Genomic DNA, 21,350 nt, shown 5'->3' on the forward strand with positions numbered 1-21,350 from the left:
CCGCCTGGGCGGCTTGCAGCCTGGTGGGCCGTAGCCGCGATGCTCACCCTGCTCTGGGAATTGAGCGGTCTGGACAAGGTTGTGATGCAGCTCATCGGCTCCCCGGCCGGCTTCCCACTGCAACACGACTGGTGGCTGGAACGCGTGCTGCACGAAGGCATGCGCCAGGCCGCCACGGGAGTGTTTGCTGCCCTCTGGGTGTGGGCCCTGTGGCCCTCTCGCGCAAGCTGTCCGCCGCGGCGTGAGCGTGTGGCGGTGATGGTGCTGGTGTCGTTGTCGTTGCTCGCGGTGAACCTGATCAAGAACGCCAGCCTCACCAGTTGCCCCTGGGACTGGCGCCAGTTCGGTGGCATGGCCGAGCCGGTGGCGCACTGGCGCTGGGGCGTGGCCGATGGCGGACCCGGGCGCTGCTTCCCTGGCGGGCACGCCTCCAGCGCCTTTGGCTTCGTCGCGCTGTGCCTCCCCTGGCTCGCTCCCCCCTCTGGCGTGTCACGGCGTGCCGGAGTGGGCTTTCGATGGCTGCTCGGGGTGCTGGTGTTCGGCCTGCTGGCAGGCGCCGTGCAGACCGTGCGCGGCGCGCATCCGCCGAGTCACACCCTCTGGACGCTGCTGATCTGCGGCGGTGTGTCGCTGGTGGGCTGGCGCTTGCTGCAACCCTGGTTCACCAGCCCAGACCGAGTCGCAACGGCAGGTACACGAGCATCCCTGTGACGATGGTGCCGAGCACGCCGCGCTTCCAGAAGAACCATGCCATGCCGGCGGCGGCTGCAAACAGCCGCGCATCCCGCCAGGTGGCCACCAGTTCGCCCTGAGCCATCACGATCTCGGGAATCACCACCGCCGCCAGCGCGGCAATGGGCGCGTACTGCAGGCCGCGCTGCGCCCAGTGCGGCAGCGTCCAGGGCTTGCTGGAGATGAAGAAAAAGCCGCGCGTGATCACCGTGATGCAGCCCAGCAGCACGATGGTGACCAGCGTCATGAGGTCCACGTCAAGCATGGCTCGCTCCCGTGCCGGGTTCGTGTGGCCGCAGCTTTTCCAGCACCAGGCAGATCGCCACCGCACTCGCGATGGCCACGAGGATGTTGAGCTTCAGGGGCAAGGCCCAGGCCGCGACCGCCGCCGCTCCCGCCACGCCGGCCGAGACCACGCGCAGCTTTGAAGACGCCAGCGAGCACAACACGCCCAGCAGCGCCAGGATGCCGGCGAAGCCCAGCCCCCACGCCAGCGGGATCGCATTGGCCAGCGCGATGCCGAGCATGCTCATGGACATCCAGGCCACGTAGTTCACCGCGCAATTGCCCATGAGGTAGGCCTGCTGCCGCGCGAGTTCGTCGGGCGTGGCACCCACGTGGGGAAATCGGCGCGCGAAGAACACGTAGCTCAGGTCGCCGGTGACGTAACCGGTGACGAGGCGCTGCCAGCGCGGCAGGTGCATGACGTAGGGCCGCAGGTGGGCGGAGAACACCACGAAGCGCAGGTTCACGCAGAACGCCGCCGCCAGAATCACCCACATCGGCGCGCCTGCGGTGATCATGGGCACGGCCGCCAGCTGGGCGCTGCCTGCGTAGACGATGAGCGTCATGAGCACGGCCTCCAGCACCGACAGCCCCGACTGCACCATGGCCACGCCGGTCATGAGCGCCCAGGCGCCAATGCCCATGGCCACGCTGGACTGGTCGCGCACGCCTTCCCAGAACTCCTCGCGGGCGCGGTGTTCACGCAGGTGGAACATCAGGCGGTCTCCCCGGCAGACGAAGCGGCGTCGAACACCTGCCCTTCGCGCAAACCGAAGCCACGCAGAAATTCAGACACCGGCAGCCGCTTGCCGCCCGCGCGCTGCAGCTCGGTGAGCACCAGCACGCCCTCGCCTGTCTGCACGCGGATGCCGTCTTCGCCCACCGACAGCACCGTGCCCGGGGGACGGCTGTCGGCGCTGGTCTCGGCGTGCGCGCACCACACTTTCACCGCCTCGCCGCCCAGGGCCGTGGCCCCGCCTGGAAAGGGGTTGAACGCTCGCACACGCCGTGCCAGCACCAACGCGGGTGCCGTCCAGTCAAGTGCCGCCTCGGACTTCTCGATCTTGTGCGCGTAGGTCACGCCCTCGGCAGGCTGCGGTTGCGCCTGCAGGCCGCCACAAGCGGCGATCTCCAGCGCCTCAACGATCAGGCGCGCGCCCAGCACCGCCAGGCGGTCGTGCAGGCCGCCGGTGGTGTCGTCCTCGCGGATCGGCAGGGTCTCACGCAACAACATGTCGCCAGTGTCCAGCCCCGCGTCCATCTGCATGATGGTCACGCCGGTCTGCGCGTCGCCTGCTTCAATGGCGCGGTGAATCGGCGCCGCGCCGCGCCAGCGCGGCAGCAGCGAGGCGTGAATGTTGAGGCAACCCAGCGCACGCCCGTCCTGCTTCATCTGGTCCAGCACCCACTGCGGCAGGATCAGCCCATAGGCCGCCACCACCATGGCGTCGGCACGCGCGGCCACGATGGCCTCGCGCGCGGCGGCGGCATCTTGCGGGTATTTGCCGTCGAGTTTCAGGCTGCGCGGCTGTGCCAGCGCCAGGCCCTGTTCCAGCGCGAGCTGCTTCACCGGCGAGGCCTGCAACTTCATGCCCCGCCCGGCAGGCCGGTCGGGCTGGGTCAGCACCAGCGGTACCTCGAAGCCCGCCGCCAGCAGGCGCTGCAAGGCGGCGCGCGCGAATTCCGGCGTGCCGGCAAAAACCAGTTTCATGAGGTGCGTCGAAAGAAGGGGCTGCGCTCTACAGGCGATCCGGCGGATCGTCGCGCATGAGTTCGTCGGTGAACATCAGTCGCCGGACCACGCCCTCGGGGTCGATATGAAGATGCGCCTGGCGGGGTGAGTTCATTTCCAGAAAACGGTAACTCCAGACCTCGCCCCGAAAGCTGACCACGCGCTCAATCAGGGCGGGACGCCCGAGGTTCCGCAGCACGTCGGCTCGGGTCCATCGGTCCAGGGCAATGTTTCGCTGCAGCCAGTTGAAGTCCATCACCTGTTCGAGCCGGCGCAGGCGTCCGCCGGCATCGAGGTCCAGGTTGTAGACCTGCTGCCCGCCTGGCTGGCGCGAATACTGAAGGCGCCGACCATCGGGCAACGCGTATTCCGCCGTCGGCAAGCCCAGCCGCTCTTCAATCTGAGCGCGCGGTGTGCCGGGCTCGATGCGTTCAGGAATGCCCATGCAGCCAGCCAGCACCCACGCGACGAGAACGTGCAGCGACCCGCGAAGGAGGCGCCCGATCGTCGTCGTCGTGGATGGCGTGGTCATGCGCGCAACGCCTCTCGTTGGGCCTTGACCATCTTGGACTTGATGCGCCCCTGCTTCAGGGGAGACAGGTATTCCACGAACACCTTGCCGAGCAGGTGGTCCATTTCGTGCTGAATGCACACGGCCAGCATGCCCTGTGCTTCGGTCACACGTTCCTTGCCCTCACGGTCGAGCGCGCGCACACGCACGGCAATGGCTCGCTCCACACCGTCGTAAATGCCCGGCACGGAAAGACAGCCTTCCTCGCCCTTGCGCTTCTCGCTGCTCATCCATTCGATCACCGGGTTGATCAGCACCAGCGGCTGGTCGCGCGATTCGCTGACATCAATCACGACCAGACGCTCATGCACATCCACCTGCGTGGCCGCCAGACCAATGCCGTTGGCGTCGTACATGGTGGCGAACATGCGGTCGATCAGCTCGCGGATGCGTTCGTCCACGGCCTGCACCGGTTTGGCCACGGTGTGCAGGCGCGGATCGGGGTAGCTCAGGATGGTCAGAAGCGGCGGCGGGTTCATGAATGCGAAGGAAATGGTCCGGGGGGTAACGAGCCCATCCACTGTAGCCGGGCGACGGCTGGCGGCAAGCCGGGGACAAGCGGAAAACGCTGTCGCTATTTTCGCCACTTTTGCGACGGAGCGTGAAATGCCACCGCCATTTACATTGCCTAATCAAGGGCTTGGGCGCAAAATCAAATGCGACTTGTCAAGACACGAGCACCGTCGGCGATCGGTTGCCAGCCCCTTCGGGGAAGGCATCCCGACCACCGGAGGTTGCCGCCCCAGGGGCCACCACATGCCATCGAACACCCGCCTGTCCGCCAACATCCGTCCTTCGCGCTCGCTGCGCCCGCTGGCCTTTGCCACCGCCGCTGCGCTGGGCATTCTGCTGGCCGGTGGCGCATCGGCTCAGAATTTCCCCATCACCCCCGGCCAGCGCGCCACCGCCGACCAGGTGGCCCAGGCCGGCGTACCGTTGTCCGAGCTGGCGCCGAACGCACCCGACAGCTACACCATCAAGCGCGGTGACACGCTCTGGGCGATTTCCGGCATCTTTCTCAAGACGCCGTGGCGCTGGCCCGAACTCTGGGGCATGAACCGCCAGGACATCCAGAACCCGCACCGCATTTACCCGGGCCAGGTTCTTTACCTCGACAAGTCAGATGGCCGCGCGCGCCTCCTGACCTCGCGACCCAATGGCAGTGGCGAAGTGGGCACGGTGCGCGTGACGCCACGCACACGCTATGAAAGCCTGGGCGAATCGGCCATCCCGCCGGTGTCGCTGCAAGCCATCGAGTCTTTCCTGACCGAGCCCATGATCGTGGACGAGGCCACCTTTTCTCGCGCGCCTCGCATCGTGGCCACGCAAGAGAATCGCGTGCTGCTGAGCCGCGGCGACCGTGCCTACGCCCGGGCCCTTTACGGCGACAGCCCGCAGGGCGAGCCGCTGGCCGTGGTGGATGGCAAGTCGATCGACTACCGCGTGTTCCGCAACGCCACACCGCTGAAGGATCCCACCACCGGGGAGGTGCTCGGCTACGAAGCACAGTACGTGGGCAAGGCCCAGCTGGTGAGCAGCGAGACACGCCGCAACTCGACCGCCTCCAATGGCACGGTGACCAGCGAGCTGGTGCCTGCCGCCATCGACATCGTTGCCGCCAAGGAAGAGATGCGGGTGGGCGACCGCATGCTGCCCGAACCCGAGCGCGAGCTCAGCAACTACGTGCCGCGTGCGCCCGAGACAGCGCAGAACGGACAGGTCGTTTCGGTGTACGGCAACGCGGTGAACTACGCGGCGCAGAACCAGGTCGTGACCATCAACCGGGGACGCGCGCACGGCCTGGAACGCGGCCATGTGCTGGCGCTGCAACGCGAAGCCAACAGCCTGACCGACACCACCGACCAGGCGCGCCCCCAGATCCGCCTGCCCGGCGAACGCAACGGCCTCATGATGGTTTTCCGCACCTTTGACAAGGTGTCCTATGCCCTCGTGCTGCAGATCAGCACGGGCGTGAAGGTGGGCGACCGCTTCGGCAACCCCTGACCCTCGCATGACGAGGGAAGAACTGGCCGCCTGGCTGCGGCTGATGCTCACGCCGGGCGTGGGCACCGAATCCGCAAGGAAGCTGCTGGCCGCCCTGGGGCTGCCGCAGGAAATCTTTGAGCACGATCCCGCCGCGTGGCAAGCCGTGGTGGGTACCCGGGCCGCGCGCGCCTTGAGCACGCTGCCTGAAAATCTAAACGCAGAAGTCGATCGACTGCAAGCCTGGCTGGCCGAAGATGCGCGGCGCCACGTGCTCACCCTGGGCGATGCGCTCTACCCCATCGAACTGCTGCAGATGGCCGATCCGCCGCTGATGCTTTACGTGCAGGGCGACGTGCAGGCGCTGCACCATGCACGTCGTCTGGCCATCGTGGGGAGCCGCAACCCCACTCCGCAAGGGGAGGCCAATGCCAGACAGTTTGCCCACGCGCTGGGCGAAGCTGGCGTGTGTGTGGTCTCAGGCCTGGCGCTCGGCGTGGACGGCGCGGCGCACGAGGGTGCCCTGCAGGCCGGCGCGCCCACCATTGCCGTGGTGGGCACCGGGTTGGACCGGGTCTACCCCAAGCGGCACCTTTCACTCGCTCATCGCATCGGCGCGCAAGGTGCGATCGTCAGCGAATACCCACTCGGCACGCCTCCGCTGGCGGCCCACTTTCCGCAACGCAACCGCATCATCGCCGGCCTCTCTCAAGGCACGCTAGTGGTGGAGGCAGCGGTGCAGTCAGGTTCGCTCATCACGGCACGGCTGGCCGCAGAGCAGGGCCGCGAGGTGTTCGCCATTCCCGGCTCGATCCACTCGCCACAGGCGCGCGGCTGTCATGCGCTGATTCGTCAGGGTGCCAAGCTGGTTGAATCGGCGCAGGACATTCTGGAAGACCTGCGCATCGTCGAGGGGCGATCGGCGGATGGCGGACCCGACGCCGACATCGAGGGTGAAGACACCCTGCTCATGGCCATGGGTTACGACCCGGTGAGCCTTGATGCCCTGCAGGCCCGCACGGGGCTCGGCACGGCCCACCTTCAGGCGCGCTTGCTCGAACTGGAACTGCAGGGAGACGTGAGCCGTTTGCCGGGCGGGCTGCTTCAACGCCTCGGTCGAGGCTGAAACACCGGCAGCTTCAGTTCAGCAGACGCTCGGGATTCGCGTCGAGCTTGGCGAGTGCATCGCGCGTGGCGCGCACGGTCAGCGCCTCTTCCTCGCTCGGCACCAGCAGGCCGGCCTGCAGATAGGCCGCCACGCGATTGGCCTGAATGAGGAAGCAACGACCCCCATTGGTAACGAACAGGTAGAGCTGGCCGCGCTCGCTGCGCCAGGCGAGCTGCACGCTGTTGAGCTTGCCGTTGTGGTCCAGGCCAAACCAGGAACCAATCTGCAGCTCGACAGCCCACGAACGCATGGCTTCGTTGGGCTGGCTGCCACCCTGGTTGATCACCTCGATGTTTCCGGCGTCCACACCGGTGATCATTTCGATGCTCTCGCTGTCGAGCTCCAGGTCGCCGACACCGTTGGCTGGGAGGTAATCCTCCAGGTTGGCCAGGCGCTCGGAGAGGTTGTCCAGGCTTTCCTGCGAGATCGCCTCGGTGCGCGACATGAAGGCATCGGCCAGGGTGTCGCTCACCGACTTGATGTGCTGGTCCTGCATGCCGGCGGGGAAACCCAGCAGCCCCATGCCCTGACGCAGGCGCTGCAACAACCCCGGCAATTGCTGGATCACGCGGGCGCGGTCGTTGCGGTTGGGCTTGGCGCTGGCCGCCCAGAGCAGGTCGGAGGCGACCTGCTTGAGCGCGGCGGTCTCTTCGTGACGCAAGCCGTACTTCACGCTGGCCACGGCCAGCACGTCGACCCAGACCTTGAAAAGGAAATCGCGCACTTCGTCGCGCACCGGCACTTCGTCGAGCAACTTGCGCAGCTCGATGGTGTACTGGACCGACAGCGTTTCCTTCTGCTCCACCTGCTGCGCCACGCTGACGAAGCGGCTGGCGCTGCCCTGCTCGCTGAGGTAGGTGGACAGGAATTTCTGGAACTCGTCGAACACGAGCTGGAACACGCGGCGGCCAGTTTCGGGGTACTGCTCGATCACCTGCACCACGCGCTTGATCTCGGATTCAAGCGCGGCCGAGCTGACGTTGGACTCAAAGCCCATCACGCAGGAACCCATGCGGTCGATCAGGCGGCGGGCCGGGTGCTGCAGCGGGCTGAAGAATTCGGGCTCGGCCAGCGCCACCCGCAACACGGGAATCTGCAGGCGGGCGAACCACACGCGCACGCTGGGCGGAATGCGTTCCTCGGCCAGGATGCTCTGGAACATGAGTGCCACCACCTCGATGGTGGCTTTTTCAGTCGGGGTGCTGGCGGCCTGTTTGAGCTCGACCGTGCGCTGGCGCAGCACGGTGGCGGCCCTCTCGACGTGGGTGGCATCCACATAGACCGGCGCCGGGCCCGAGCCACCGGTCACATAGAGGCCCGCATTGGCGCTGGAAGAGGCGACCATGGAACGCTGCATGGCCTGCTGCAAGCCGGGCGAAGGTGGCATCACCTGGGTGGCCTCGAAGTCACCGCCCACCCGGTCCATCAACATGCGCTTGAGGCGCCCCACCACGCCCTGCGCTCGCATGCGCGCACGGGCCAGCGGAGAGGTGCCGGTCATGAGCCGCGTTTCTTCGTTCACGCCCAGGCCGGATGAATGCGGCCCGCTGCGACCTGCACCCGCTCCCTGCTCGCTGCCGGCGGCGCCGGCCGCCTGGCCATTGGCGCCTGCGCGTGCGCCAGGACCTTGCGCCGGCACGGGTCGCATGCCGGGTGGCAGGTCGCGTCGAGGGGGGGCAGCAGCGGCGGCAGGGCCTTCGGAGCGGGAGCCTGGCACCCGCTTCACCAGCGATTGCAGGTCGATCTCCTTCATTACTCCGCTGGCAACCAGGAATTCGTTGGCCGCCTTGTAGGCTTCGTGCAGTTTGCCGGCCAGGATGGGCGACATGGCGTCGTGCACCAGCGTCCAGGCTTCGCGGGTCATGTGGGCGTCGAGCCACTGGTCGACCAGAATGCGGGCGATCACATCGGGCAGCAGAACGTCGCCGCGGGGCAGTTCCTGGCGACCCTCAAGGTGCTGAACCCGCAAACGAAGTTCGTTGAGCTCGGTGGAGGAGCGGTCCAGCACCTGCATGGCCAGTCGGGAGGCCAGGATCTGGTCGTCGATGGCACCTTCAGCCACGAGTTCGAGCTGGCCCGAAACGCTGACGGGATTGCCGGAATTCGAGAAGCGGGGCAGCAGCGTGCGCTGCAACGACTTGCGGCTCTGGTTGAGCCAGGTGGTCTGGTTTTTCTGGAAGGCGGTCCAGGCGTCGCGCCGGGCCTGGATTTCTCGTGCGGGACCGGCCTGGTCCAGCACCGAGGTCAGCCGCGTGTCGCAGGCCTTGACGATTTCGGGAAGGGCACGTCCCACATGAACCACGAAGAGTTCACGTGCCTGTTTGGCCAGGGAAGAAACGTGCTGATCGGGTGGCGACACAATGCGTTCAGTATGACACGAATGGCTTCATCGGCACCCCGCCCGCAGCCCTCGCCAGGGCCCCGGAGACCCGATGTTGGCGCTTAAACGACAGCGCCGGCGTTCGGATCGCCGGGGTCGCCATCGTTCTTCGTGCCGGAGGACTTGATCAGGTCTTCGCGCTTGATGCCCAGCCACATGGCAATGGCCGCAGCCACGAACACGGATGAATAGATGCCGAAACAGATGCCGATGGTGAGCGCCAGCGCAAAGTAATAGAGCGTTGGCCCGCCAAACAGCAGCATGGACAGCACCATGATCTGGGTCGAACCGTGCGTGATGATGGTGCGGCTGATGGTGGAGGTGATGGCGTGGTCGATCACCTGCGGCGGCGTCATCTTGCGCTGTCGGCGGAAGGTTTCGCGAATGCGGTCGAAGATCACCACCGACTCGTTGACCGAATAGCCCAGCACGGCGAGCACCGCAGCCAGCACGGCCAGCGAGAACTCCCACTGGAAGAAGGCGAAGAAGCCCAGGATGATGACCACGTCGTGCAGGTTGGCGATGATGGCCGACACGGCGTACTTCCACTCGAAGCGGAAGGCGAGATAGATCATGATGCCCACGATCACCAGCCCCAGCGCCTTGAGTCCGCTGGAAACCAGCTCCTGGCCGACCTGCGGCCCGACAAACTCGGTGCGACGCAGCTCGACGCTCGGGTTCTGGGCCTTGAGCGCGGCCAGCACGGTTTCGCTCTGCTGCCCTGCACTCTGGCCCTGCATGGCGGGCAGGCGCAGCAGCACATCGCGCGAGGTGCCGAAGTTCTGGACCGGCACTTCCTGATAACCCAATCCCTCGATGACCTTGCGAACGGATTCGAGATCGGCCGGCTGTTCGTAGGCCACCTCCATCACGGTGCCACCGGTGAATTCCACCGAGAGATGCAGGCCGCGGGTGGTCAGGAAGAAGATGGCGGCGGCAAAGGTGATGAAGGAGATCGCGTTGAGCAACAACGCATTCTTCATGAACGGGATGTCGCGGCGAATGCGGAAGAATTCCATGGTGCGTGATCTCGTTCAATCGCCCTTGACGGCGGGGGTCTGACCGTCGGCGCGCCAGACGGTGCCGATGGAGACGGTCTTGAGTTTCTTCTTGCGGCCGTACCAGAAGTTCACCACCCCACGCGAGAAGAACACCGAGGAGAACATGCTGGTGACAATACCAAGGCAGTGCACCACGGCGAAGCCGCGCACCGGTCCGGAGCCGAAGATCAGCAGCGCGACGCCGGCGATCAGCGAGGTGACGTTGGAGTCCAGGATCGTGCCCCAGGCGCTGTCGTAGCCGGCGTTGATCGCCACTTGCGGTGAAGACCCGCGCCTCAACTCCTCGCGCACCCGCTCGTTGATCAGCACGTTGGAGTCGATGGCCATGCCCAGCGCCAGCGCCATGGCCGCGATGCCCGGCAGCGTGAGCGTGGCCTGCAGCATCGACAGCAGCGACACCAGCAGCAGGAGGTTGAATCCCAGTGCGAGGCTGGAAAACGCGCCGAACAGGGCGTAATAAGCGCACATGAAGAGCACGATCACCGCAAAACCCCAGGCCACACTGTTGAAGCCTTTGGCGATGTTTTCCGCGCCGAGGGTCGGGCCGATGGTGCGCTCTTCGACGATCTCCATAGGAGCAGCGAGCGAACCCGCGCGCAGCAGCAGGGCCGTGTCGGTGGCCTCCACGCTGGTCATGGCGCCCGAGATCTGCACGCGACCGCCACCGATCTCGCCCCGGATCACAGGCGCGGTGACCACTTCACCCCGGCCCTTCTCGAACAGGATGATGGCCATGCGCTTGCCGACGTTCTCGCGCGTGATGTCGCGGAAGACGCGCGAGCCCTTGGCATCCAGCGTGAGGTGAACCGCCGCTTCCTGGGTCTGGCTGTCGAAGCCGGCCTGGGCGTCTGTGAGGTTCTCGCCGGTCAGCAGGACTTCTCGCTTGACGATGACGGCGCGGCCGTTGCGCTCCAGATAACGCTCGGAACCGAAGGGCACGGCGCCGGCGCCGCGCTCGGCGCTCAGGCCATCGGCGCTTTCGTCCACGAGCCGAAGCTCCAGCGTGGCGGTGCGCCCAAGAATGTCTTTGGCCTTGGCGGTGTCCTGCACGCCGGGCAACTGCACCACGATGCGGTCGATGCCCTGCTGCTGGATCACGGGCTCGGCCACACCGAGTTCATTGATGCGGTTGTGCAGCGTGGTGATGTTCTGCTTGAGGGCCTGTTCCTGGACACGCCTCGCGGCTTCAGGCGCCATGGTGGCGAGCAGACGGAAATCGGGTGTCTGCTCGACCTGAAGGTCGGGAAACTGGGCGCGGATGAGGTCGAACGCGGCTGCCTGCGTCTGCGCGTCACCGGCGCGCAGCTCAATGGTCACTCCGTTGCGACCGATGCCGCCGTGGCGCACACTCTTTTCCCGAAGCAGGGTGCGCAAGTCGGCTGCCAGCACGTCGATGCGACGTTGCAGGGCTGCAGCCATGTCGACCTGCAACATGAAGTGCACGCCACCGCGCAAGTCCAGCCCCAGGTACATGGGCGAGGCACCCAGCGAAGCCAGCCAGGCGGGCGTGCGTGGCAACAGGTTGAGGGCGACCACATGCCCGGCGTCGGCCGGATCGGGGTTGAACGCTTTTTCCAGCGCATCGCGCGCCTTGAGCTGGGTGTCGGTGTCATCGAAGCGCACCTTGACCGAATTGGCGTCGAACTGCACCAGGGAAGGCTGAATGCCTTGTGCCGCCAGCGTCTGTTCCACCCGCGTCACCGTGCCTGCGTCGACACGCACCGAAGAACGCCCGGCCGAGACCTGCACAGCGGGAGATTCGCCAAACAGGTTGGGCAACGCGTAGATCGCGCTGACCAACAGGGCAACGACGATGATCGCGTACTTCCAGATCGGGTATCGGTTCATGAGCAAGGTGCCAGATAGGCGTGAGGGGTAGCAGTCGTGAAACGCGGCGGAACCGGCTTAGCCGGGCTGCACGCGCTGCCCCCTAGAGGGGGAACGGGCCGGCAAGTGCCGGCCCGTGCGGGGGTGCTTATTTAATAGTGCCTTTGGGCAAAACCTGGACCACAGCGGTGCGCTGCATCTGAACCTCCATACCGTCGGCAAGTTCCACGCCGACGTAAATTTCACCGATCTTGGACACCTTGCCCAGGAAGCCACCGGCGGTCACGATTTCGTCACCCTTGGCCAGCGCCTCGACCAGGGCCTTGTGCTCTTTCTGGCGTTTGAGCTGGGGGCGGATCATCACGAAATAGAGCACCACGAACATCAGAACCAGCGGCAGCAGGCCCAGCAGGGTGGATTGGGTGTCGCCACCGGCAGCGGCTTGGGCGTAAGCAGAGGAAATGAACACGGGAGGTCTCCAACAGATTCAGGGTCACGAAAATGCCAATGGCCCGGAGCGCCTGCTAGGCGCCGCCGGGCGGCCTGGACTCAACCGAAGATTGTATGCGGCAGGGCGCGGGGGCGCGGTATACCCCCCGCGCTCAGGCCGCCCGGGCCATGGCCTGGGTCGAGCTGGCTTGGCGCCACTGGGTCTGCAGTGCCTCGCGCCGGCTGCGAGAGGCGGCCAGGTTGCGTTCCTTGACGTGCCCGAAGCCCTTGATCTGCTCGGGAAGCCGTGCCAGATCCACGGCCAGGTCGTGGTTGAAGGCATTCAGGCCGCCCAGCAGGGCTTCCATATCGGCCCGGTACTCGACGATCAGCGCTCGCTCGGAGCGACGCTCTTCGGTTCGCCCGAAGATGTCCAGCGCGGTGCCGCGCAGGCCCTTGAGCTTTGCAAGCACGCGGAACACGGTGAACATGAAGGGGCCAAACGGTTGCTTGATGAGCTCGCCGCGCTGGTTCTTCTTTGCGATCAGCGGCGGCGCCAGATGGACCTTGAGCTTGAAGTCGCCTTCAAACTGCTGGGCCAGGCGGGCATGGAAGCTGGGATCGCTGTGCAGGCGGGCCACTTCGTACTCGTCTTTGTAGGCCATGACCTTGAAGAGGTTGCGTGCCACCGCATCGCTCAGCATGGTTTTGCCCAACGGCGCCTCGGCCGCGCGCACGCGAGCCACGAAGTGTTCGTATTCGCTGGCGTACGACCTGTTCTGGTAGTCGGTGAGAAATGCCACCCGGCGCGCAATCAGGTCGTCGAGCGAGTCGCGTTTCTTGAACTGGATGACCTGCTCACCCGCCCCGGCCTTCTGCCAGAGCGCCTGCGTGGCGTTGGGGTCGTGCGCGGCGCGGCGGCCCCACTCGAAGGCGACCTTGTTCTTTTCGACCTGCACCGCGTTGAGCTCCATGGCGCGCATGAGCGCGTCGAGGCCCAGCGGCACCCAGCCACGCTGCCAGGCGTAACCCAGCATCATGGGGTTGGTGTACAGGCTGTCGCCCATGAGGCGGGTGGCCGCGGTCTCGGCGTCAAACACGCCAACGGCCTCGGCGCCCAGGTTGGACACCAGAGCGTCCACGCAAGCCTGCGCCGGGTTCTGCCAGTCGGCGTTGCGCACGAAGGCTGCCGTGGGCGTGGCGTTGGCGTTGAGCGCCACGTGCGAACGGCCTGCGCGCAGGCGCTGCCAAGTCTCCTTGTGGGCACTGACGATGGGGTCGCAACCCAGCACGAGGTCGGCCGACGCGGAGGCCACGCGCGTGGTGCGGATGTCGTCCTGGTGCGCACCAATGATCACGTGGCTCCAGGTGGCGCCGCCCTTCTGGGCCAGACCGGCCGCGTCCTGCGTGACGATGCCCTTGCCTTCCAGGTGCGCGGCCACGCCCAGCAGCTGGCCGATGGTGATGACGCCCGTGCCGCCCACACCGGCAACGATCACGCCCCAGGGCTCGGCGCCCAGCGTGGGCAGCACCGGGTGGGGCAGCGCGCCACCGGTCCACTCGATCTTGGCGCTCTTCTTGTCCTGCTTTCGCAACTGGCCGCCTTCGACCGTGACGAAGCTCGGGCAGAAGCCCTTGACGCACGAGAAATCCTTGTTGCAGGTGCTCTGGTTGATGGTGCGCTTGCGGCCGAATTCGGTTTCAAGCGGCTCCACCGAGAGGCAGTTGGATTGCACACCGCAATCGCCGCAACCTTCGCAGACCAGTTCGTTGATGACGACGCGCTTCGCAGGATCGACCAGGGTGCCGCGCTTGCGGCGGCGGCGCTTCTCGGTGGCGCAGGTCTGGTCGTAAATGATGACGGTGGTGCCCTTGATCTCGCGGAACTCGCGTTGCACGGCATCGAGCGTGTCGCGGTGCTGGATGGCGATGCCCGAGGGCAGGCCTGTCACGCTGTCGTATTTTTCGGGCTCGTCGGTGACGATGGTGATCTTCACGGCGCCTTCGGCGCGCATGCTCTGCGCGATCTGCACCACGCTGTGGCCTTCAGGCCGCTCGCCCACCTGCTGGCCACCAGTCATGGCCACGGCGTCGTTGTAGAGGATCTTGTAGGTGATGTTCACACCGGCCGCGATGCTCTGGCGCACCGCCAGCAGACCGCTGTGGAAGTAGGTGCCGTCGCCCAGGTTGGCGAACATGTGCTGGTCCTTGCTGAACGGTTGCTGGCCCACCCATGGCACGCCCTCGCCACCCATCTGCGTGAAGCCCACGGTGGCGCGATCCATCCAGATCGTCATGAAATGGCAACCAATACCGGCCATGGCGCGCGAACCCTCGGGCACCACGGTGCTGGTGTTGTGCGGGCAACCTGAGCAGAACCAGGGCTGGCGCTCGGCACCGGCCACGCCCTGCGTGAGCAGGGTCTGCAGCGATTGTTCCTGGGCGGTGAGGATGGCGAGCTGCGAGTCGATGCGCGCCATCACGTCCTCGGGCACACCACCCATCTTCTTCAGGCGCTTGGCGATGGCGCGCGAAATGATCGCGGGCGAGAGGTCGGCGTTGGCGCGCAGCAGCGTGCGCGCGCTCGGGTTGGGCATGGACCACTCACCACCGCTGAAGTCGCCTTCGACTTCTTCAAATTTGCCGAGCACATTGGGGCGCACATCCGGACGCCAGTTGTAGAGCTCTTCTTTCAGCTGGTATTCGATGACCTGGCGCTTCTCCTCCACCACCAGAATCTCTTTCAGGCCGGTGGCGAATTCGCGCGTGGTCTGCGCCTCGAGCGGCCACACCACAGCCACCTTGTGCAGGCGCAGGCCGATGCGACGGCAGGTTTCGTCGTCCAGGCCAAGATCGAGCAGGGCCTGGCGGGTGTCGTTGTAGGCCTTGCCGCTGGCGATCAGGCCGAAGCGGTCGTTCGGGCCAGCGATCACGTTGTGGTTGAGCTTGTTGGCGCGGATATAGGCCAGCGCGGCATACCACTTGAAGTCGAACAGGCGGGCTTCCTGGTCCAGCGCGTGGTCCGGCCAGCGAATGTGCAGGCCGCCCGGGGGCATTTCGAATTCGGGGATCACGATGTTCACGCGATCGGGGTCGATGACGGCGGTGGCGCTGGACTCGACGATTTCCTGAATCGTCTTCATGCCAGCCCAGACGCCACTGAAGCGGCTCATGGCGATGGCGTGCAGGCCGAGGTCAAGAATGTCCTGCACCGAAGTGGGAAAGAACACCGGCAGGCCGCAGGCCTTGAAGATGTGGTCGCTCTGGTGAGCGGCGGTGGAGCTCTTGGCCACATGGTCGTCGCCGGCCACTGCAATCACGCCGCCCCAGGCCGTGGTACCGGCCATGTTGGCGTGCTTGAACACGTCGGAGCAGCGGTCCACGCCCGGGCCCTTGCCGTACCAGATGCCGAACACACCATCGAACTTGTTGGTGCCGGCGGGTGCAAAGCCGAGTTGCTGGGTGCCCCAGAGCGCGGTGGCGGCCAGTTCTTCGTTCACGCCCGGCTGGAACACGATGTTCTGGGACTTCAGGTACGGCGCTGCCTTCTGCAAGGCCTGGTCGTAGCCGCCCAGTGGCGAGCCCCGGTAACCGCTGATGAAGCCGGCGGTGTTCTTGCCCTGCAAGGCGTCGCGCTGGCGTTGCAGCATGGGCAACTTCACCAGGGCTTGCACGCCACTCATGAAGGCTCGGCCAGCGTCCAGTGCGTACTTGTCGTCCAGCGTGACGGTTTCCAGTGCGCGACGGATGTGTTCGGGCAGGGGGGCGTTCATGGTTTTTTGTCTCCGGGTTGGACGGATCGCTTCGTGGGCGCGTCGGCTCAAGTCGTGGGAAGGGGCGGGCATCGGGTAGATGTCCGCCCCCAGTGTGGCGCACAGTGTATGCCCGAGTCGCTGACAGGTGTTTGCTTTTGATGCTCGATTTCCCGACCATTCAGAAAGAATCTTTCTAAAATCGCTCAATTATGGGAACACTCGACAAGTTTGACATTGCCATCCTGCAAGAACTGCAAACCGATGGACGCCTGACCAATGCCGAACTGGCACAGCGGGTGGGCCTCTCGGCCGCGCCCTGCTGGCGTAGGGTGCGCGCGCTCGAGGAGGCGGGCTTCATCCGCGGCTACCGGGCGGAGATCGACCGCGAGAAGATCGGCCTGGGCGTGCTGGCCTTCGTGCGGCTGGACGCCGACCGCAACAGCGGCGACGTGACGCGCACCATGGAAAACGCGATACGGGGCATTCCCGAGGTGGTGTCGTGCCACTACATCAGCGGTTCCGGCACCTTCGAGCTGCAGGTGGTGAGCCGCGACCTCAACCACTTCAGCCAGTTCGCCCGCGAGGTGCTGCTCAACCTGCCCAACGTGAAGGACCTGCACACCAGCTTTTCCCTTGGCGAAGTGAAATCAGGAAGTGCACTTCCGTTGTCTCACCTGTTAACCGGAAGTACGACCACGGCAAAGGCGCCGTGAACTTGAGCACTTTTTTGTACCGCCCATCCGCGACTTTTAACCGTTGATTAACAAAGTCGCCGTAAGTGCTTGAAAAGTGTGAGATTTTTCCGTCAATAAGCCTTGCGGGGGTGGGTATCTTTCCGTAACATCCGCTCCGTCATCCACTGTGGAACGGGTACCGGAAAGTGCTCAACCCACCTTCCGCACCACTTACTGAAGGAAACGTCGTGAAAACCTCCTCGCTGCTGCTCAAGTCCGCCCTGGCCCTGGCCATGGCCACTCCGTTCCTGGCTTCGGCCGAATCGCAACTCGTGGTCGGCGGCACCGGCGGTGCCACGGCCCGCCTGGACTTCCAGGTGATCGTGCCCCGTGTGCTGTTCCTCGGCGTGGGCACCGGCGCCGCCGGCCTGGCCACCAACACCACCATCGACACCGTCACCTTCGACTACACCTCCAACCCGGCTGCCGTCGGTGGCGGCGGCGCCGCCGTTGCTGGCACCATCACCGGCAACGTGGTTCCGGTTCGCGTGTTGGGCAACAACGGCCAGATCGTGCTGACCGCTACCACCACCGGCGCCCTGACCAATGCGACCGCTGACACCATTCCCTGGACGCAGATCACCGCCGTCAGCAGCCTGGCTGCGCTGCCCAGCCCCGCCATTCCGCTGACCGGCACCGGCGCCGGCAGCAACGTGACCCTGTCCTCCGGCACCTGCGTCACCGACCGCTCGGCCAACTGGACCTTCAGCTACGCCAACGCCGCAGTGGTGGCCCCGGGTACCTACGGCACGACCAACGGCCGCGTGACCTACACCGCTTCGATGCCCTGATGTCGAACCGCGTGGCCCGCCAGGCGGCGCGCGCCTGTCTCGCTTCGCTGCTATTGCTTGAACTGGCAGCGGCCCATGCGTGGTCGCTGTCGATCACGTCGGGCAGCCGCCGCCTCTTCCTGCACGTAGGAAATGGTGCGCTGAGCGGCTCAAGCGGTACCTTGAACGGGACCGCCGGCACCAGCGGCGCCATCAACCTTGTCCAGGTCACCGTGCCGGTGACGCAGGTCGGCAATGGCACGCCGCAAGCCATGACGACCAACACCACGCAGTCGGTCAGCCTGTACGGCGACGGCAACAACACCTGCCCCACACCGGCCAGCGCGATCATGGTGGGCGCAGGCTACCGGCGCAACAGCGGCGCCACCAGCGCCACCCTCAGCGTGAGTTCGGTGGGTGGGCTCACCAACGCCAATGGCGACAACATTCCGTTCAGCGAGATCAGCTGGACCGTGTCCGCACCCGGCAGTGGCGTACCGAACGTGATTCCTGCCGGCACCTTCAACGGTGCCTCGCAGACACTGGCCACCGTGCCGGGCAACACCTACATCGAAAACTGCCATGCCTTCAGATACGCCAACAGTGCGGTGCGGGCGGCGGGCACCTACAACGGCCGCGTGACCTACACGCTGAGCAGCCCATGACGAAGGCCCAGCGTTTATTCGCCCTCGCACTCGGCGGCGCACTTCTGTGCCCGCCGTTGTGGGCCAATCCGCATCGGCTCGACGATTCGCTGAGCTACACGGTGCCGCCCAATGTGCAGATGCAGTGGCTGCCGATCCGCTCGGGCCAGGCCTACGCCGGCGGCATGGAAGCCTGGGTGCGCGTGAACATTCGCATCGACACCCGCAGCTGGGTCGGGCGCAGTGGCCGCATCTACATGGTGCTGCCGCGAGATCAGGCTTCCGACGTCGAGGCGACCTGGTCTTCACAGGGGCGCCTGCAACCCGGGCGCCTGTTGTCGGGCGAGCGCGCGCTGGTGTTCGCAGGCGCGATCACCGGTGCCACACTCGAGGACCAGCTGCAGGTGCGGCTGCGCTCGAACGCCGACTGGCAGTCGAACTCGCGGCGCCTGAACTTTCATTTCGAACTGGATGTGGACTGAATGCCCATGCCGATGCGTTTTCTTGCCACCCTGTATCGCACGCTGACACTCCGAGCAGCGGCCTGTCTGCTGATGGTCGCCCCATTGGGCGCACTCGCCCAGGGCTTCGCCGCCTACATCACCCCGCCACGGTTCGAGGTCCAGGTGGACGCTGGCCAGACCTTGCGCCAGGTCCTCGAGATCCAGCACGTGGGTCTGCAGAAAGGCATGTACCGCGTCTACACCAACGACTGGTCGTTCCTGCCCGACAGCTCGGTCGCCTTCAGCGACACGCTGGCGCCCGACAGCTGCCGCCCCTGGGTGGCGGTGGAGCGGCGCGAGCTGACAGTGGAGCCCAATGCGCGTTACCGCTACCGCTTCGAGATCACGCCCCCGCCGGGCACGCCCGCGCGTGAATGCCGCTTCGCCATCATGGTCGAAGGCCTGGAGCCGGCGCGTGTTCAAGGCGCCCTGAACTTCCCGGTCGGCGGCCGCATCGGGGTGATCGTCTACGCCACCGTGGGCGACGCACAGCCCCGGCTGGACATTGCACGCACGCGCGTGGTCACGGTCGACGGCACGCCCACCGCCGTGATCGACGTGCGCAACACCGGCAACGCCCATGGTCGCCTGGAGGGCTTCGTCAATGGCACCGATGCCAGCGGCGCCCGCCTGGAAATGGCCCCCGCGGATTTGCCCATCCTGCCAGGCGAGACCCGAAGCATCGGCCTGATGCCGGTGGTGGAAGACGGCAAGAAGGCGCCCGAGGTGCGCTTTCCGCTGAAGGTGAAGGGCAACCTGGAATGGGGCAAGAACCGCCTGCCGCTGGACGCGAGCTTCGCCCCATGACGGGAGCGGCGGCCCGCTCTGCCCACTGCCTGCTGGCCTTACTGGGTTTCTCCGCTCCGCTCACGGCCTGGACGCAAGCCGCTGCGCCGCCCGCCAGCGGCTACGTGGACCGGGTGATCGAAAACCTGCCGCCCGAGCCCATCGAGGCAGACGATGCCGCCGAGTACAACCGCGAGGGCTGGCCGCGGTTCCTGCGGCTCGAGACCCGCCTGGGTACGCAGCCTTTCGATGCGACGAACCGCGCGCGCATCGGCTACGGCATCTACGGCCTGCTGGAGACGCCGAACCACGGCACGCTGTCGATCGATGGCACCTATGCGCCGAGCGACAGCAGCGGGGCGGTGACCTTGCGCCAGCGCGCCATGCCGCTGGCCGGCGGCTGGCTGGCCAACCACGAGCTCGGCGTGATCAATCCGCCGGCACCCAGCATCACCCGCCTGCCCACCCGCATCTTCGTGCCCTCGGCCATCGTGCAGGGCATCAGCGGTGAATGGGAAAACACCGGCAAAGGGCTGCAACTGCAGGCCAGCACAGGCGAGGCCGGCCGGCTCGACTTTCTGCCGGCGAGTGGCTTTCGCAAGATTCCTGGCCAGCGCAGCACGTTCGGCGGCCAGTGGCGCTTGAATGCCAGCGACCCTTCACCCCTGGCGAACCAGGGCTGGACGGTGGCGGTGCAACATGAGGACGCGCGGGGCGTGTCCAACCTCGACGTTCCGACCCAGGCGAGCGACCTGATCGACGCCAACTCCACGCTGTTCGCGCTGCGGCACGAGGGCGCCGAACACCGCATCCAGGGCCAGTTCCTCAACACGCAGGCCAGCAACGTGCCGGGTGGGCGCCAGGGTTTCTGGGTCGACGGCGAATGGGACGACGGCCCGCGCAAACACGGCCTCGGCGCCTACCGCCTCGAGCCCGACCTGAGCTGGGCGCAGCAACCTCTGGCCAACGACATCGTGGGCGCCTACGCGCGATCAAGCTGGCGCACACGCCAGTGGTCGGCCGAGGGCTCGCTCGACTGGCTCGACTCGGTCAGCGGGCGCAACGCCAGCGGCTACTTCGCCACCGGCTCGGCGCGCTGGCGCCTCAACCGCGACCACTCCTTTGGCGCCGGTGCCACCGTGCGCCAGTTCAATGGCAGCGCCTGGAGCACCTACGGCGACTGGCGCTTCCAGAACGGCTTCGGCACGAGCGGCCTGCACCTTGAACTCACACAGGGCGACTCCGACTACGACTCGCGCCGCCTCACCTGGGACCAGGACTGGCTGGTGCCGCAAGGCTGGTCGTTCGCCACCAGCCTCGGCCTGGGCAGGAACGGGGCGCTGTTCGACCAGCCGGCCGAATCGCTCTGGAGCGCGGCCATGAGCCTGTCCATGCCCCTGTCGGGCCGGGCCGGCTTGCGGGGCAACCTCACCACCGAACGCGGCAGCTCGGGCCAGTCGCGCCACAGCATGAACCTCGGGGCCGACTGGCGCATCGACCGCCACTGGAGCGTGGAAGCCAACTACAACCGGTCCACCGGCCGCAACCGCTTTGTCACCTCGCTGGACCCGCTCGCCCCCTTCGCGCCAGTGGTGGTGCCGCTTTCGGACCGGTCGTTTTTCGCCGTGCTGCGCTACGAGCTGGAAGCCGGTACCCGCAATGTGCCGCTGGGGGGCAGACCTTCAGACGGCGGCGGCCGCATCGAAGGCACGGTGTACTTCGACGCCAATCGCAGCGGCACCCAGGAGGCCAGCGAGACCGGCGTGCCCAACGTCACGGTGTTCCTCGACAACCGCTACGCCGTGCGCACCGACAGCCAGGGCCGATTCGAGTTTCCTTTTGTCGCCGCTGGCCCACGCATGCTGAGCGTGCGCAACGAAACGCTGCCCCTGCCGTGGGCGGTGGTGGACCAGGGCCAGGTCAAGGTGGACGTGCGCATTCGCGAGAGCATCGGCCTGAGCATTCCGGTTCAGCGCAGCGAATAAAGCGC

19 protein-coding genes are annotated in these 21,350 nt (G+C 66.2%); 9 read left to right on the forward strand and 10 right to left on the reverse strand.

Going from position 1 to position 21,350, the window contains the following annotated elements:
• Positions 1-39: 39 nt before the first annotated feature.
• Positions 40-711 carry a phosphatase PAP2 family protein gene (locus CAP37_RS18875; RefSeq protein WP_086125811.1) on the forward strand — a complete coding sequence of 224 codons (672 nt, stop codon included), beginning with the start codon at positions 40-42 and terminating at the stop codon, positions 709-711.
• On the opposite strand, the gene CAP37_RS18880 is transcribed toward CAP37_RS18875, so the two are convergent.
• From CAP37_RS18880 to def, 5 genes are read right to left on the reverse strand one after another with little or no spacing between them, the layout of a single operon-like run.
• Positions 662-997, reverse strand: a complete 336-nt coding sequence (locus CAP37_RS18880; protein WP_086125814.1) for an AzlD domain-containing protein — start codon at positions 995-997, stop codon at positions 662-664. The two genes, CAP37_RS18875 and CAP37_RS18880, sit on opposite strands and share 50 nt — an antisense overlap.
• The gene (locus tag CAP37_RS18885) at positions 990-1,733 is read right to left on the reverse strand and encodes an AzlC family ABC transporter permease (RefSeq protein ID WP_086125817.1); all 744 of its coding nucleotides are present in this window, start codon (positions 1,731-1,733) and stop codon (positions 990-992) included. Before CAP37_RS18885 ends, CAP37_RS18880 begins: the two co-directional genes overlap by 8 nt.
• A complete protein-coding gene (fmt, locus tag CAP37_RS18890; protein ID WP_086125820.1) occupies positions 1,733-2,728 on the reverse strand; it encodes a methionyl-tRNA formyltransferase in 996 nt (331 codons plus the stop codon). The genes CAP37_RS18885 and fmt overlap by 1 nt, the downstream gene beginning before the upstream one ends.
• Before the next feature lie 28 nt (positions 2,729-2,756).
• Positions 2,757-3,281, reverse strand: coding sequence for a hypothetical protein (locus CAP37_RS18895; RefSeq protein ID WP_086125822.1), 525 nt, complete (start codon positions 3,279-3,281; stop codon positions 2,757-2,759).
• The gene (gene def / locus CAP37_RS18900; protein WP_086125825.1) at positions 3,278-3,799 is read right to left on the reverse strand and encodes a peptide deformylase; all 522 of its coding nucleotides are present in this window, start codon (positions 3,797-3,799) and stop codon (positions 3,278-3,280) included. Before def ends, CAP37_RS18895 begins: the two co-directional genes overlap by 4 nt.
• A 277-nt stretch (positions 3,800-4,076) precedes the next feature.
• Here def and CAP37_RS18905 point away from each other — a divergent pair, with 277 nt between their 5' ends.
• On the forward strand, positions 4,077-5,324 hold the full coding sequence (locus tag CAP37_RS18905; protein ID WP_086125828.1) for a LysM peptidoglycan-binding domain-containing protein: 1,248 nt from the start codon (positions 4,077-4,079) through the stop codon (positions 5,322-5,324).
• A 7-nt stretch (positions 5,325-5,331) separates the two neighbouring features.
• Positions 5,332-6,429, forward strand: a complete 1,098-nt coding sequence (dprA, locus tag CAP37_RS18910; RefSeq protein WP_086125830.1) for a DNA-processing protein DprA — start codon at positions 5,332-5,334, stop codon at positions 6,427-6,429.
• Positions 6,430-6,442: 13 nt separating this feature from the next.
• On the opposite strand, the gene CAP37_RS18915 is transcribed toward dprA, so the two are convergent.
• The 5 genes from CAP37_RS18915 to CAP37_RS18935 form a co-directional block, all read right to left on the reverse strand.
• Entirely contained in the window at positions 6,443-8,830 is a 2,388-nt protein-coding gene (locus CAP37_RS18915; protein ID WP_086125833.1) for a DUF1631 family protein, read from the reverse strand.
• A gap of 83 nt (positions 8,831-8,913) precedes the next feature.
• Positions 8,914-9,870, reverse strand: coding sequence for a protein translocase subunit SecF (gene secF / locus CAP37_RS18920; protein ID WP_086125835.1), 957 nt, complete (start codon positions 9,868-9,870; stop codon positions 8,914-8,916).
• 15 nt (positions 9,871-9,885) lie between these two features.
• Positions 9,886-11,760, reverse strand: coding sequence for a protein translocase subunit SecD (gene secD / locus CAP37_RS18925; protein WP_086125839.1), 1,875 nt, complete (start codon positions 11,758-11,760; stop codon positions 9,886-9,888).
• A 127-nt stretch (positions 11,761-11,887) separates the two neighbouring features.
• Positions 11,888-12,208 (reverse strand): preprotein translocase subunit YajC, encoded by a 321-nt coding sequence (gene yajC / locus CAP37_RS18930; protein WP_086125842.1) that lies wholly within the window; start codon positions 12,206-12,208, stop codon positions 11,888-11,890.
• 133 nt (positions 12,209-12,341) lie between these two features.
• On the reverse strand, positions 12,342-15,941 hold the full coding sequence (locus CAP37_RS18935; protein WP_086125845.1) for an indolepyruvate ferredoxin oxidoreductase family protein: 3,600 nt from the start codon (positions 15,939-15,941) through the stop codon (positions 12,342-12,344).
• A 191-nt stretch (positions 15,942-16,132) separates the two neighbouring features.
• On the opposite strand from CAP37_RS18935, the gene CAP37_RS18940 reads away from it, so the two are divergent.
• The 6 genes from CAP37_RS18940 (at position 16,133) to CAP37_RS18965 (ending at position 21,345) form a co-directional block, all read left to right on the forward strand.
• Positions 16,133-16,636: an Lrp/AsnC family transcriptional regulator gene (locus CAP37_RS18940; RefSeq protein WP_086125847.1), complete on the forward strand. Its 504-nt coding sequence runs from the start codon at positions 16,133-16,135 to the stop codon at positions 16,634-16,636.
• A gap of 209 nt (positions 16,637-16,845) precedes the next feature.
• Positions 16,846-17,448, forward strand: a complete 603-nt coding sequence (locus CAP37_RS18945; RefSeq protein ID WP_086125849.1) for a hypothetical protein — start codon at positions 16,846-16,848, stop codon at positions 17,446-17,448.
• A complete protein-coding gene (locus tag CAP37_RS18950; RefSeq protein ID WP_086125851.1) occupies positions 17,448-18,092 on the forward strand; it encodes a hypothetical protein in 645 nt (214 codons plus the stop codon). Before CAP37_RS18945 ends, CAP37_RS18950 begins: the two co-directional genes overlap by 1 nt.
• Positions 18,089-18,553, forward strand: coding sequence for a hypothetical protein (locus CAP37_RS18955; RefSeq protein ID WP_086125854.1), 465 nt, complete (start codon positions 18,089-18,091; stop codon positions 18,551-18,553). The genes CAP37_RS18950 and CAP37_RS18955 overlap by 4 nt, the downstream gene beginning before the upstream one ends.
• Positions 18,554-19,381 (forward strand): hypothetical protein, encoded by an 828-nt coding sequence (locus CAP37_RS18960; RefSeq protein ID WP_086125856.1) that lies wholly within the window; start codon positions 18,554-18,556, stop codon positions 19,379-19,381.
• Positions 19,336-21,345, forward strand: coding sequence for a hypothetical protein (locus tag CAP37_RS18965; protein WP_179190283.1), 2,010 nt, complete (start codon positions 19,336-19,338; stop codon positions 21,343-21,345). Before CAP37_RS18960 ends, CAP37_RS18965 begins: the two co-directional genes overlap by 46 nt.
• The last annotated feature ends 5 nt before the right edge of the window (positions 21,346-21,350 follow it).

The organism is Hydrogenophaga sp. IBVHS1, from assembly GCF_002127265.1.
In the GTDB taxonomy this organism is placed as follows: domain Bacteria; phylum Pseudomonadota; class Gammaproteobacteria; order Burkholderiales; family Burkholderiaceae_C; genus Hydrogenophaga.

What these genes read in the sequence shown, in the direction of transcription:
- CAP37_RS18875 (WP_086125811.1), top strand. Translation starts at nt 40, where the DNA reads ATGCTCACCCTGCTCTGGGAATTGAGCGGTCTGGACAAGGTTGTGATG.
- CAP37_RS18880 (WP_086125814.1), bottom strand. Translation starts at nt 997, where the DNA reads ATGCTTGACGTGGACCTCATGACGCTGGTCACCATCGTGCTGCTGGGC.
- CAP37_RS18885 (WP_086125817.1), bottom strand. Translation starts at nt 1,733, where the DNA reads ATGTTCCACCTGCGTGAACACCGCGCCCGCGAGGAGTTCTGGGAAGGC.
- fmt (WP_086125820.1), bottom strand. Translation starts at nt 2,728, where the DNA reads ATGAAACTGGTTTTTGCCGGCACGCCGGAATTCGCGCGCGCCGCCTTG.
- CAP37_RS18895 (WP_086125822.1), bottom strand. Translation starts at nt 3,281, where the DNA reads ATGACCACGCCATCCACGACGACGACGATCGGGCGCCTCCTTCGCGGG.
- def (WP_086125825.1), bottom strand. Translation starts at nt 3,799, where the DNA reads ATGAACCCGCCGCCGCTTCTGACCATCCTGAGCTACCCCGATCCGCGC.
- CAP37_RS18905 (WP_086125828.1), top strand. Translation starts at nt 4,077, where the DNA reads ATGCCATCGAACACCCGCCTGTCCGCCAACATCCGTCCTTCGCGCTCG.
- dprA (WP_086125830.1), top strand. Translation starts at nt 5,332, where the DNA reads ATGACGAGGGAAGAACTGGCCGCCTGGCTGCGGCTGATGCTCACGCCG.
- secF (WP_086125835.1), bottom strand. Translation starts at nt 9,870, where the DNA reads ATGGAATTCTTCCGCATTCGCCGCGACATCCCGTTCATGAAGAATGCG.
- secD (WP_086125839.1), bottom strand. Translation starts at nt 11,760, where the DNA reads ATGAACCGATACCCGATCTGGAAGTACGCGATCATCGTCGTTGCCCTG.
- CAP37_RS18935 (WP_086125845.1), bottom strand. Translation starts at nt 15,941, where the DNA reads ATGAACGCCCCCCTGCCCGAACACATCCGTCGCGCACTGGAAACCGTC.
- CAP37_RS18940 (WP_086125847.1), top strand. Translation starts at nt 16,133, where the DNA reads ATGGGAACACTCGACAAGTTTGACATTGCCATCCTGCAAGAACTGCAA.
- CAP37_RS18950 (WP_086125851.1), top strand. Translation starts at nt 17,448, where the DNA reads ATGTCGAACCGCGTGGCCCGCCAGGCGGCGCGCGCCTGTCTCGCTTCG.
- CAP37_RS18955 (WP_086125854.1), top strand. Translation starts at nt 18,089, where the DNA reads ATGACGAAGGCCCAGCGTTTATTCGCCCTCGCACTCGGCGGCGCACTT.
- CAP37_RS18960 (WP_086125856.1), top strand. Translation starts at nt 18,554, where the DNA reads ATGCCCATGCCGATGCGTTTTCTTGCCACCCTGTATCGCACGCTGACA.
- CAP37_RS18965 (WP_179190283.1), top strand. Translation starts at nt 19,336, where the DNA reads ATGGGGCAAGAACCGCCTGCCGCTGGACGCGAGCTTCGCCCCATGACG.